This is a genomic window from Cytobacillus solani (assembly GCF_006704205.1).
Lineage (GTDB): Bacteria > Bacillota > Bacilli > Bacillales > Cytobacillaceae > Cytobacillus > Cytobacillus solani.
Genome location: NZ_CP041305.1, coordinates 1,932,643 through 1,945,725 on the forward strand (window position 1 = coordinate 1,932,643; position 13,083 = coordinate 1,945,725).

The 13,083-nt window shown below is 38.8% G+C and carries 12 protein-coding genes; 8 read left to right on the forward strand and 4 right to left on the reverse strand.

All coding sequences use genetic code 11. The features are described 5' to 3' along the window. Positions 1 to 20 precede the first annotated feature (20 nt). The 4 genes from FI644_RS09955 (at position 21) to FI644_RS09970 (ending at position 4,663) form a co-directional block, all read left to right on the forward strand. Entirely contained in the window at positions 21 to 1,694 is a 1,674-nt protein-coding gene (locus FI644_RS09955) for a DUF6138 family protein (protein ID WP_053478335.1), read from the forward strand. A gap of 109 nt (positions 1,695 to 1,803) precedes the next feature. Then, the gene (locus FI644_RS09960) at positions 1,804 to 2,319 is read left to right on the forward strand and encodes an imm68 putative immunity domain-containing protein (protein WP_245637818.1); all 516 of its coding nucleotides are present in this window, start codon (positions 1,804 to 1,806) and stop codon (positions 2,317 to 2,319) included. Between the two features lie 550 nt (positions 2,320 to 2,869). Beyond that, positions 2,870 to 4,039, forward strand: a complete 1,170-nt coding sequence (locus tag FI644_RS09965; protein ID WP_053478336.1) for a ParM/StbA family protein — start codon at positions 2,870 to 2,872, stop codon at positions 4,037 to 4,039. A 12-nt stretch (positions 4,040 to 4,051) separates the two neighbouring features. Next, positions 4,052 to 4,663: a hypothetical protein gene (locus FI644_RS09970; protein WP_053478337.1), complete on the forward strand. Its 612-nt coding sequence runs from the start codon at positions 4,052 to 4,054 to the stop codon at positions 4,661 to 4,663. 434 nt (positions 4,664 to 5,097) lie between these two features. Here the strand turns inward: FI644_RS09970 and FI644_RS09975 are convergent, their stop codons facing one another. Then, positions 5,098 to 6,288, reverse strand: coding sequence for a coenzyme F420-0:L-glutamate ligase (locus tag FI644_RS09975; RefSeq protein ID WP_053478338.1), 1,191 nt, complete (start codon positions 6,286 to 6,288; stop codon positions 5,098 to 5,100). Positions 6,289 to 6,424: 136 nt separating this feature from the next. On the opposite strand from FI644_RS09975, the gene FI644_RS09980 reads away from it, so the two are divergent. Beyond that, positions 6,425 to 7,309: a LysR family transcriptional regulator gene (locus FI644_RS09980; protein ID WP_053478339.1), complete on the forward strand. Its 885-nt coding sequence runs from the start codon at positions 6,425 to 6,427 to the stop codon at positions 7,307 to 7,309. A 175-nt stretch (positions 7,310 to 7,484) separates the two neighbouring features. Here the strand turns inward: FI644_RS09980 and FI644_RS09985 are convergent, their stop codons facing one another. Beyond that, a complete protein-coding gene (locus FI644_RS09985; protein ID WP_053478340.1) occupies positions 7,485 to 7,949 on the reverse strand; it encodes a DUF8821 family protein in 465 nt (154 codons plus the stop codon). 22 nt (positions 7,950 to 7,971) lie between these two features. Beyond that, positions 7,972 to 8,451: a GyrI-like domain-containing protein gene (locus tag FI644_RS09990; protein ID WP_053478341.1), complete on the reverse strand. Its 480-nt coding sequence runs from the start codon at positions 8,449 to 8,451 to the stop codon at positions 7,972 to 7,974. Positions 8,452 to 8,562: 111 nt separating this feature from the next. Here FI644_RS09990 and FI644_RS09995 point away from each other — a divergent pair, with 111 nt between their 5' ends. Together FI644_RS09995 and FI644_RS10000 are read left to right on the forward strand one after the other, a co-directional pair. Further along, positions 8,563 to 9,525, forward strand: a complete 963-nt coding sequence (locus FI644_RS09995; protein ID WP_053478342.1) for a helix-turn-helix transcriptional regulator — start codon at positions 8,563 to 8,565, stop codon at positions 9,523 to 9,525. 248 nt (positions 9,526 to 9,773) lie between these two features. Next, on the forward strand, positions 9,774 to 10,574 hold the full coding sequence (locus tag FI644_RS10000; RefSeq protein WP_056686990.1) for a nitroreductase family protein: 801 nt from the start codon (positions 9,774 to 9,776) through the stop codon (positions 10,572 to 10,574). Positions 10,575 to 10,713: 139 nt separating this feature from the next. Here FI644_RS10000 and FI644_RS10005 read toward each other — a convergent pair whose 3' ends face one another. Continuing rightward, positions 10,714 to 11,259: a pyridoxamine 5'-phosphate oxidase family protein gene (locus FI644_RS10005; RefSeq protein WP_053478344.1), complete on the reverse strand. Its 546-nt coding sequence runs from the start codon at positions 11,257 to 11,259 to the stop codon at positions 10,714 to 10,716. 55 nt (positions 11,260 to 11,314) lie between these two features. Here FI644_RS10005 and pdxR point away from each other — a divergent pair, with 55 nt between their 5' ends. Further along, positions 11,315 to 12,784 (forward strand): MocR-like pyridoxine biosynthesis transcription factor PdxR, encoded by a 1,470-nt coding sequence (gene pdxR, locus FI644_RS10010; RefSeq protein WP_053478345.1) that lies wholly within the window; start codon positions 11,315 to 11,317, stop codon positions 12,782 to 12,784. Positions 12,785 to 13,083 lie beyond the last annotated feature (299 nt).

Below are 13,083 nucleotides of genomic sequence, written 5' to 3' on the forward strand. Positions count from 1 at the left end.
ACGCGGAAAGGCAGAAGACAATGAACGAATTGCAGAAAGAAGCGCTGGAAGAGATGAAAACGGCCATCAATAATTGGTTTGACGAACAGGAGAATCGAAAGAACGCAGAGGAAGTGGTCTTACGCACCACGCTGCAAGTAGGCATCTTTAACTTTGTCAAGCTGGATTATCGACCGGGCAGGACTAGGGTCGACAGTTCGAAATCTGTGGGGAGTGCCGCAGGCAAAAAGTCGATGAAAGCTTCACCCTTTACGCGGGAGCAGATATTGCATGAGATTCAGCCCCTGCTGGCGGAAATCGTAAGGAAGAGGCTGAACAAGCTGGAAACGTCGCCGTTGATCAACTACCGTTTTACCTTCCAAGGAACTTTCGCAACGATGGACGGGCTTGTGGAATTAACGGTGCTGGAAACTGTGTATGAAGCGAAAAAGAGGCAGCTTCTAGAGCAAATTCGGTCCTATATCGAGAAAAAACTGGAGAAGGACTCTTACCCGACAAAGCCGCTGGAAACTTTCTTTTTGGCGCGTCATCTGCTGAATCCGGATTTGTTCCCCGAACCGGAAGCCGCAAAGACGATCACCTTATTTGATCGGATTCAAGAGTTGAATAAAGAACGGGCTGAGGCTCTCGCGGAGCATCGAAGAGATATCATTAGAGGTTTGACCGGCTGGGCTGAGGATGTATTCCTGCCTCGTTACTATGATGTTACCCGTTCCGAATACGGGAGCAATGAGTATGTGATCAAGCCGGATGCTGTTCTTGAGAATAAGGATGAGCCAAATCAGCCTATTGACCTTCTGTTGTACGGCGCGGTAATGATTATTCGTTATGAGCCGAACTACAGCAAATTTAGGGGACTGACTTTTTTGGAGCTGGCGAAGCAGCTTGGCAGCGGCAAAGCCACACGTATGCTGAAGGAGGGCAGCGACAGCTTCTCTCAAGAAGACGTTCATATGCGCCATGAATTGGTCGAATGCAAGGCTAACGATGTTTTTTCCCTCTTCACCATCGTTATTCGCAAGGAAGAAGCCGGGGCGTATGAAGGGGCAATTTCGTTTATTCTCTCTTTGCTCAGAAAGGGCTTCCCGAAAAGCTACAAAATCAAGTTAAAATCTAGCGTGAGAGAGTATTTGCCCATCAAGGGGCTAGCCAAATCGGAAACGCATCGTTTTTTTGCGAATGCTCTGGCTTATTCCGAGCTGCATCCGTTATTGGAGGAATACGCTCGTGAGGCGATGGTAGAATTCGAATGGTATGAAGATGTGGATGACGAAAAAAGCGTCATGCCTGGCAGTTATGCTGTGTTCGGGCTGGGGCTTTCGTCCGAAGGGTACTTTCCGCTTGTTGAAGCTTACATAGACCTTGTAGATGATGAGCACCAGCTGGTGCATGACAAGTTCACAGCCGTTTTTGTCGAGACCTATGGTATAACGGAACGATCGACGCCCACCTTGATCTCCTGCCTGCTTCGTTCCCACGATTCGTTAAAGCTGAAAATTCAGCCGGAGCTGGAAAGTGAAGACAAGCTTACGCTATTAGTACAGCAAATAGAGACTTTGTCGGATGATGAGGCCGAACGGGTATTGTACCCGATCTGGGGCAAGGCGGAGAAGCTGGCTGCATTGGCTCGCAAGGCACAGGGAACGCGCAAGGAGCTGTTAATTCGTCTCTTAAAGGCGGCGGGTATAGCCTGACGATGGCTCGGCGATAGCGGCATTGATAAGTATGCTTTTGAGAGATTAAGCGTTAGTCAAAGCCTATGACCTCTTATAATAATAAAACGGTCTTATTTGGATAATTACAATGCTTAAAAGAAAGTGGGAGAAGAACATATACATAAACAAATGGTGGAGAGATTTAATTGGCGGGTCCGATGATTCACTGGCATTAATAGACTATTTAGAACAATTGGACTCAACGGATGTGACGCTCAATCAGATTTTAGAGGAATTGGGTTTCGATGAGCTCCTTTCTGAGGGGGACTTGGAGAACGGCGGAAGTATTGGATTTGATGTGAAAAGTGCTAACGGCACATTTCGAGCAGAAATTGATATTGCCTGCTCAGCTCTAATCGATCTTTCAGCTATTGTGTTGGAGTCTCATAAATCAGGCTATGTCGATTTGCATGATTTGGATGAGGCTAGGCAGCCATGCAAGCTTTATATAGATGCATCCATAGAAAAAAGGAACCTGCTGCGGGACGAATTGTACAAATTTTCCCGTAATCCGCTGGCTTACGAATTAGCCGAGCTTGTTCCGGTCGAGGATATGAGAGAGATTGCGGAAAAGGCGAAAATGATCGCGGATGAGCTGGTATAAGTTGCACATGTTTGTGATAAAGATCCTGTGAATATGGTTATGGGTCATTACTATAAAGATGGTTGCCGGTTAAGTGCCGTGGTGAATTTTCGCCGATAGACCAGTTACGGAGAACCGTACCATAAGTAAATGAGTTTTTTAGAAACTAAGGCGGGAATTTAAAAAATATATTAAAAAGGGAGAATGCGCAAGCATTCTCCCTTTTTATAGGGTGGAAAATGATAAATACATCATGTTTTTTCAAGAGGTTGATAATGATAACTTCTCAATCATTTACGAAAAATATGAAGTATACAAAAGTGTTTACACGTCTACATTTTGTAATCAGATTGTATGCAAAAGTGTTTACAAGTAAACAAACCTGTATACATCTTGTCGCTGTAGGATGTATACAGGTTTGTTGCTAAAGATTACGGAAATGTCTACAAATAGCCATAGTTTACGAAGTGTTTACAGTTGTATATCTTTTGGGTAAAGCTCATTGTAGAATCTAGTAATCTCTTATAGCCTTTTTAATAGTAAAGAAATAAATAAAAAGGAATGATTAAAGATGAACTCTAGAATTGCAGCTGTAGATGTTGGTAATGACTCCATTAAGGCCATTTTTGGTGAATTAGAGTACGAATTAAATATTCCTAATATTGTAGGAATAGACACAGAAGATCGTCCTGTGATTGGAATAGAAGAATTAAATAATAAAAATCCGCTAGAAGGAATACATATCAAGGTTCACTCCCCTGCATTGAAAGATAACAATGCCATCTACCGTGTAGGCCATTTGGCAACAAAAAGTGACAATGCAACAGAGCTAGATCCAGGAAGCGCTAAATCCGAAGAAGATCAAACATTGGTCATGCTTTTTGCCACTCTAGCATTAGATGCCGTAAATGAGGAGAATAGCAATACTTTCCCACGAGTAAAAAATGTTATCGATGCCAATTATACACTTGGAACTGGCCTCCCACTACGTGAAGTAAAGGAAGGTAAGGACGCTGGATACCGCTCCAAATTGGTTGGTTCCGTCCATCAGGTGGAATTCCTTGTTACTCCTAAATATCAAGGTTTAAAAGTGAATATTAAGTTTAATGAAGTAAAGATTTATCCCGAAGGGTTTGCCGCTTATATTAATCTTGTCATGGACAACCAGCTAAAAATCATTAATAAAGATTTAATTGATAAAAGAATAATCATTCAGGACATAGGGGGACTATCGACAGATATTGCTGTCATTAAGAATCGAAATGTTGATGATGATAAGGCACAAGGATTTAATCTAGGTGTATCGGAATCATTAGAGGCTATTAGAGAAGAAATCAGATCGAAACATGCCATCGAATTAGATAGCCGTCGTGATGTTGTCGAAATTATCACGAGAAAAAATGACCGGAATCATATTATGGTGAAGGGAAGTCGGACAAGTGTCCATGATATTACGGATCGGATCTTACTTGAACTAGCAAAAAAACAATATCGTCTATTACGAAATGTATGGCAGAAAAATTCACAAACAGAAATCTGCTATTTTGTTGGTGGGGGAGCGAATGTTTTAAAAGAATATATTAAAACATTGAATAATAATCTAGATGGGTATAATATTGATTTCTTTGAAGATGAGAAAGAGAGTATTTGGATGATGGCGAATGCTTACTATAAGCTTATTACTGATTTTGTGAGGAAGAGTGAAAAGTCTAAACCATCCCAAGAACCTGTGAAGAAATAATAGGGTGATGATATGAAAAGCTCTAGTTCAAAGGAGATTAAGAGAGGGCAAGCCATTTCATTTCGTATCCCTTCAGATACCCCTGATCATCTATTAGGGCATTTACAAAGGCTAAAGGAATTAGAAAGAAGGAATTTTTCGAGTAAGATTGCCGAGTTTGTGTTACAAGGGGTTGGACAATCTTTTTCGAAGGAACGGGAAACGATTACGGTTCCTCTTCCTCATAAATTAAGTAAATCACAACGAGATTGGTTAAAACATGAGCATTCGGAGGCCGTATTGGGTTCGATTGTTTACCAGCTTTTAACGGATCCCATTCGAACAACTGCCTTGCTTGCATCGTTAAATAGTAATTCTCTAGATATTAATGATGCCTTGTATTTGCAAGAAGAATTGCCGAACGAAGAGGTACCTGATACGGAAGCATCCTTAGCGAGTAACTATTTAAGTGCTTTTGAGGAAAAAGCTGATGCCGGAGATTTAAGTATAATGGATGATTTAAATACGTTTGATTGGCAAAAAGCAACAAAAGACAAATCGATAACAGCAGAAGAGCAACAGGCTGACATGGAAAATGATCTAGACAGTCTGTTAGGGGATTTTCTTAATAAAATGAATAAGTAGCATGAAAGAAAAGAGAAAAAATTGCAAATACAAAATAAACCTCATTAACAACTATAACGGGGAACCGTATCATAAGTAAATGAGTTTTTTTGTTATAACTATTTGCGGGAAGCTAAATAGACTGTTTCTACACTCTACACGTTCAGAGTTTATTTGAGGACTCGTATTAAAGAAAGGCAACTATCCCTTCTGATGTGACGCCCGAAAGTTAGAGTTTTATATTATGCAGCTAATTGGCTAGTATGGATACGGTATTGTACCGGACTCATACCTGCCAATTTTTGCTTTATCCGCTTGTTTAAATCCTTCACTATACTTAGCCATAGAAAAACACCTCAAAAATTAGATTTCACTCTAACTTTTGTATGGAGTATATTAATTCATGAAAGTAAAAAAAGATGTCTGGATTTAGGAGACATCCTTTTTGTATTATTTTATTTTGTATAGTTATCGAAGTAACCTTGAATATAGATTATGGGTGTTCCTTTGTCCCCACTACCCGAAGTCAAATCAGATAATGATCCAATTAGGTCTGTTAGTTTACGAGGTGTAGTACCTTGTGCCTCCATTGCACCAACTAGGTCTTCTTTTTTATTCTGGATGTATTCAGAAATAGCTTGTTTTAACTCTTCTCCATGAAGATGTGAGAAGTTGTTATCTGCCAAGTATTTCAATTTCACTTCGTTTGGAGTACCATTAAGTCCTTTAGTGTAAGCAGGTGACACTACTGGATCCGCAAGCTCCCAAATTTTACCGACTGGATCTTTAAATGCCCCATCACCATAAATCATTACTTCAACGGTTTTACCTGTTACTTCTTTGATTCTTGCTTGAATCTCATCAACAATTGGTTGACAATTGTTTGGAAATAGTTTTACGCTGTCTTCTGTTGCTTTGTTTGATCCAAGTAGACCAAAAGCTTCATTAAAGCCGCTATCATTGATTGATTCTGAAAGAATATCATCAAGTCCATATACTTTTTCAGCACCATGGTTTGTTAAGATCCGTTTTGTTCTGAAACGTGAGTGAATATCACAAGTTAATACCTTCTTTGTATAGTCTAAAATGGTTTTTGGGTTGTTTGAGAAAATAACCTCGCAAGTTACACCTTCAGCCTGAATCAGGGATTTATAGTATTCGATGTAATCAACACCTGTAAATGGATGTTGGATAAAACCGAAATGTTCACGGAACTGAGCTTCAGATAATACATCTGTCCATGGATTTATGCCTTTAATGTCTAGTTCGTCGATATCTACAAGGTGGTTCCCGACTTCATCAGATGGATAGCTTAACATTAAGACTATACTCTTTGCCCCTTTTGCTATCCCTCGTAAGCAGTTTGCAAATCGATTACGGCTAAGAATCGGAAAAATGATACCAATTGTTTCGTCACCGAATTTTGCTTTAATATCTGTTGCTATATCGTCAATTGTCGCATAGTTTCCTTGTGCACGAGCGACAATGGATTCAGTTACTGTTACAATATCACGATCCTCTATCGAAAAGCCTTCGATTTTTGCAGCATTTATTACTGTATCAACTACGATTTGTTCGATATTATCTCCTTTGTTAATGATAGGACCGCGAAGCCCACGAACTACTGTTCCAACGGCTCTTGTCAATTTAATCTCTCCTCTAATCGAGTACACTTTATATAGAATTATGTACTTATGTTTTAACGCTATGAGTTTACTATACCTTTCTAAAATGATATAAGTAAAATTAATATTTGTAATACCTGATATAAGGAGAACTTATATGATTGGAAAATTGGATTTATATCGTATATTTAACGTCGTTAGCCGAAATAAAAGTTTTTCTAAAGCAGCACAGGAATTATATATGACACAATCTGCGGTCAGTCAAGCTATTATGAAGCTTGAGAATGAATTAGAAATACAACTTTTCTATCGAACATCAAAGGGCATAGTATTGACAAATGAAGGAAAATTATTAAATGAGCATATTAATTCAGCTTTAGGAATGATCAACGTAGCAGAAGAAAAAATATTAGAATTTAAAACATTAAAGACTGGACAATTACGTATCGGGGTTGGAGATACCATCTCTCGCTATTTTTTATTACCTTATTTGGAAGAATTTCATGCAAGATACCCCGGAATCAAATTAAATATATTAAATGGAACCACAACAGAAATCTGTGATTTTATTAAATCTGGAAAGGCAGATATGGGGATATGCAATTTGCCAATCTATGACGACCACCTTCAAGTCATACCGTGTAAGGAGATTCAAGATATTTTTGTCTGTGGAGAAAAATTTAAAAAATTAACGAATAAACCGATTAGTTTAGAGTATTTAATGGGAATGCCACTAATTTTTTTAGAAAAGAAATCGAATTCACGAATGTTTGTGGAAAATTTCTTTAAAAAGAGGGGCTTTCATGTTTCACCAGTGTTTGAACTTGGGTCATATGATTTAGTTTTAGAATTCACAAAAATAAATTTAGGTATTTCTTGTGTCATAAAAGAGTTTTCAAGGTATTATTTAGAAAGAGAAGATTTATACGAGATAAGGCTGGAAGAGGAAATCCCCAAAAGGAGTATTGGCATATGCTATTTAAAAAATATTCCATTATCGCGTGCTGCGAAGAAGTTTGTAGAAAGTATAAATAACGTCTGAAGCAGTAAAAACTCATTTAGATGTATCAAGGTGAACCGCACCAGTAAATGAAGTTTTCGCAAAAAAAGTAACAGCACCTTCTAATTGGATGGAGAGGTGCTGTTTTATTATTTGAATGACTAGATGATTATTTGCTTCATGAATGGTTGTGTTTGTTCTTGCAATTTTGCTTACTTTAATATTCTCCTTTGATTACAAAAAACGAGCCCCGAATCGTTCCAGCTAGTTTAGACTTCTGCCTAGCAAACTTAAATTTTCCTTCTAATTCTTTTGGTACCTCCATCCCCTCAGAAAGCTTAAAACCAACAGCCCGCTTCTTTGGATCATTAACCGTATACATAACGTTGATCCCCAGACCATCCTCATAAAAGACGTAGGCAAATTTGATATCTTCCACTTGAAAACGTGACGTTTCTAAAGGTTTGGCAGCAAACACAATATCACGTTCTTCTTTCAAAATTTGGTTCACATAATCGAGGGTATCTGAGGACTCGCTAGCTGGTACAACCGTAAATTCATGCTTATATTTGTTCATAAAGTAACGGGCTTCATTAGCACGTAAACCAGCAAGCGCTTCAGCTGCTGGTGAAGACTCTAAACCAGCCGTAGATACATTTTTAAAATCAACGATATAGGACATTTCCATTCCTCCTATTATCTTTTTATTTCCTAACAACAGGAATCCACATTTCACCAAATAGTAAGCCGTTTTGCTGCCCCATCTCAACCGCTGCATTGGGCCCTCCAACATAAGCGACATTTTTTTCTTCTGGCAAAACTTGACCAAAGGCAATGCCAGTAAGCAGATTACTTAACTCTTCCGCTGTCTCAGCTTGCCCTTTAACAACGAGGTATTCCCCTTTAGGGAATTGAATCACTCTTGATGCTTCTGGCAGTGACTTTTCTGTCATGACGCCAGCATAATGCATCATCTTGTTATTCACCGCTTCGTTTACGACAAAGATGTAATCATTTGTGGCGATGGATTTTAATTTTTCAAGCCTTCCGTCCTCTTTAACTGCCTGCCAAAAGTCTGCCTTTTCCTTATTAATGCCGGCATAGTCTGTATAATCGCTCTTAAGTTCAGTCCCAATGCCTAATACAGTAAAGCTTTCTTTTTCTTCTAAAGTATAATTTGTCATTTTCAAAACCTTCCTTTTAAATTAAATTTATCAAATGATTTGTCTTTTCACTTGATGAGTTTATAATAGCTTTAAATCATGTCAAAAAATGATACTGTTTAGGAGGTCCCGATGAAAAAAGTTGAACGGATTAATATCATCATGCGGTATATCAATAACCGCGCCCATTTTACCATTTCTGAAATTATGCGGGAATTTAACATCTCTCGTTCGACAGCTATTAGAGATATCAAAGAAATTGAAGCCATGGGGATGCCGCTTGTCGCTGAAGTTGGAAGGGATGGGGGATATTTTGTCATGAGCAACTCTGTCCTGCCTACTGTTCGCTTTACTGATAATGAGATCAAAGCCCTTTTTATTGCATTTATGGCTACAAGAAATCAACAACTCCCCTATCTAAAGAGCCGTCAGTCTTTAGCTGAAAAGTTACTAGGCCTCATCTCAGAAAATCAGCAAGAGGACCTTGTTCTATTAAATCAAATCTTGCTTTTTGAAGGGACCAACCCTCATAATCCCGATTTACTTGATCTGTCAGACCTTCCCCATCCGATGTTAGAAAAACTCATTCAAATCATTCTGTTGGATAGCTATTTATTGATTACCATCAATGAAGAGAAAGCGATAAAGTCTTATTCAATTTATCTTCTGCACCTTTACCGTGAAAAAAGTCTTTGGCTGATTGAAGGCTTCGACTTAAAGGATGAAAAGAGGAGGATTTTTACTGTCGATAATCTCATCGATGTTAAACCAAACCCGACGAAAAAAAGAATAAGTAAAAAAAAGATTTTAGAAAAACTTAGTAATCAGGAAGAAATAGTCAATCTGATCCTTGAACTTGGTCCAAAAGCGATTGCCCAGTTCAAAAAATACCATCCTTTAAAAGTTTCCATTTCCTATACGAATCCTTACCAAACCACAGCCATTCTAAAGACTTTTATCCATGTTAATCATTCAGAAGAATTGACCGAAATAACAAATTGGCTGCTTTTCCTCGGTGGGGATATCAAGGTCAGGGAAATGCCGGAAGAAATCTTAGAAGTTTTACAGGGGAGATTACTCCTATACTGCCCATAAGTAGTGCCAGTTAAAACCACTAAAAATTATAAGTTTGACTAGTTGCCAGTCTTCCAAAGGCAATCTTTTTATTTATCAGATTATTCAAAAATAATGATATAATATTATCAGAGTCTATTCATTTTTCTATATCAAGGGTAAGAGGAATGACGCCTATCTTACAGTATTAACCAAATGGATAGATTGAACTTTATATATGCAAAGATTGTTAAACCCCTTAGATATGCGATTAATAAGGAGTGATTGCTTTGGAATTAAATGATGTGATATTTGGACACAGATCCATACGAGAATATGAAGATAGGGAAGTAAGTCAAGAACTGCTAGAGCAAATAATAGATGCAGGTATTCGTGCCTCATCAAGCGGAAATATGCAGTCTTATTCGATTATCGTCACAAAAGACAAAGAACTTAAGCGAAAGTTGTACACCGCACATATGGAACAATCGATGGTTGTTGATGCACCTATCCTATTAACCTTTTGTGCTGATTTTAATAGAATGAGAAAATGGCTTTCGCTCAATGATGCACCTGTCCATTTTGATAATTTTATGAGCTTTATGATCGGTGCTATTGATGCTTCTTTGGCAGCACAAAACTGTGCCTTAGCAGCAGAGAATGCTGGGCTAGGGATTTGTTATATGGGCTCAACGCTTGCAAATTGTGATCAAATTGGTGCACTGCTAAACTTACCGCCCAATGTCGTACCAGTTGTGGGTTATTCATTAGGCTATCCTGCAGAAAGCCCTGCTCCAAGAGATCGATTGCCAAGGCATGGACTTGTTCACTATGATCAGTATCGTGATTATTCAGATGAAGAAATTCTAGAGATCTACAAAGAAAGAAATGAAAAGGGATGGAAACGCTATATGGACATTCCTAGGCTAAAGGAAATGACAGAACGGCTGGGATTAAAGAATCTGGCTCAAGTCTATACAATTGCCAAATATACGCAAGAATCTCACATCGAGTTTTCACATACAGTGCTGAATTACTTGGAGAAGCAGAGCTTTATGAATAATAATGACAGAGAACCTAATCGTAAGTAAATGAGATTTTGATATAAAAAGGGAGCCAATGCGTTGTGCAGTATTGGCTCCCTTTTTTAGTCTTATCCCATTAGGATTGTGCCACTAGCCTTTATAAAAGGTTTTCTTGATGGAAATGATGTCCTGTTTGCAGAAAATTTTAGATATCCATCTGAACGTTCCTGCCGGGGTAGAAAGACAATTGCGGATTCATTTGGTTTTCTTTTGCCGTTCGTACGCTGGGTTTAAGTTTAAAAACCACTGTATGGCTCCCTAGAGAAGATCGATATTTCTCAACATGGGATTGTGAAAGGCTTTTATCGTAGTAGCCGGGTACGTACTTATCCAGCATGGCTTGCATTGCCGCGGTCGCTTCTGTTAAATCACTTACCTTTTCAAGTACTCCGAACAGCATCACACTCATGTAAGCAGTATCTGTCTTTGCAGGTATAGGGCTTACCATCGTTCCGTAATCTTCAGATACTGTGAAACAACAGTTGGGATTTGCATGAATCAAATTGATTTTTCTTCCTTTTGCGGCACCATGAAAATACAAAGCTTCATTCATCCAGACAAAATCCAAAGGAACCACATAAGGAAGCTCCCCATCCGTTAATCCAAGGTAACCCGTCCGTGCGTGGCTTAAAAACTGATCAATACGCTTTTCATCTGTACATATTAATTTTTCTTGGCGGATCTTATGCATTTTTCATCCCATCTTTCTTTATAAATGATAAAATCATTTTAAGAAATTTCTGTACATGATGAAAGCGGCAGAATTAAAAAGTTTAATAGGGACAGATGGAGGGTTACCAGTGGAAATTACCCCATTTTTACATAGAGAGCTGCCTGAGCCCTTATACAGTCAGTTGTATCATTGGATTAAGAAGGAAATTGAAGAGGGCAGGCTCTTGCCAGGAATGAAGATGCCATCCATCCGTCAGCTAACAGCTCATTTAAAGGTTAGCCGAAATACGGTTGAGGCAGCATATCAGCAGCTGCAATCAGAGGGATACCTCGAAAGTGTACCTAAAAGTGGAATATGGGTAGCTGAGATTGAGAAATCTCCACTGCATCCGAATGAGGTGGAGCATCCTATTAAGTTGGAATGTAAGCCTTCAAGCGAAGTCCTTGTGGATTTTGAATATGGAAATGTCGATCTTGAAAAATTCCCCTTGAAGCAGTGGAAGAAATGTCTTTCAGACGCAGTTGATCAAGAGAACAACTGGTTATTTGAGTATAGTGAAAAGCAAGGTGAGTTTGCATTGAGGAGGGAGATTTCAAACCATTTACTGCAATCCAGAGGTGTACGCTCTGCACCAGAACAGATTCTTATTACGGCTGGAACACAAACTTCTATGGCGTTGATCTGCCGGCTTTTGGCACTCCAGGGAAATACCGTGGCCATGGAAGAACCGGGTTACAGTGGCGTACGGTCTGTATTTGAAGACGAGAGATGCCATGTTGAACCCATGCCTCTTGAAAAGGACGGATTGTCAGTTGAGCATATTCAAACGAGCAGGGCAAAAGCCGTATATGTAACGCCTTCTCACCAATTTCCATTCGGTATGGTTTTGTCCATTTCGAAAAGAATGCGGTTGCTAAAATGGGCTTATCAATCTGAGGGATACATTATTGAGGATGATTATGACAGTGAGTTTCGTTACCGGGGACAGCCCATTCCTTCGCTGAAATCCCTGGATGAAGAAGAAAGGGTCATTTATTTAGGTACATTTTCTAAATCATTTCTTCCTTCAGTCCGGTTAAGTTATATTGTATTTCCACCTTCTCTAATGGGTCAATATTTACGAAAGTTCGCGGCTTATAACCAATCTGTCTCTCCTATAATTCAGAGGGCTATGGCTCTGTTCATGCAATCTGGAGAATTCGAAAGGCATATTCGAAGAATGCGCAAGCTGTATCAAAGAAAACATCAGGCTTTGCTAAGAAGTATTGAACAACATATGGGCACTAAAGTAAAAGTTGTTGGAGAAAAGTCAGGCTTGCATATCTTATTGAAACTAAAGGGTGTATCCACCTTAGAGCTAATCGAAAAGGGTCTGCAGAAGGGGGTCAAAGTTTATTCCCCGTTAAGTTTTTGGTTGAATCCAACCCCTGAAGGTCATTCCTATATTATGTTAGGATTTGGGGGATTATCAATTGAAGAAATTGAAAAGGGAATCAGTTTACTCGCTAGCTGCCTCCATGAAGAGGAGATAGGCGAGTCATAGACATATCATTACGCAAAGCCATGCTCATTATTGTACATTTTCTCATCTTCTTTTTTTCTTAGTATATGGAAAAGGAATAAGTGAGTTTAGACATATGACCTAAACCGATATAACCCAGATAACTTGAGTTGATAAGAGTTATCGTTATATTCCGACTGATTAGTGGCTCAAATCGGGAAATAAAATCCGCCTTTAGAATAGTTTCGAAGAACCGTACCGTAAGTAAATGAGGTTATCCTTATATGTTTTGTGAAAATATAAAAAAGCTGAGATTTATCTAAATTAGATAAATCTCAGCT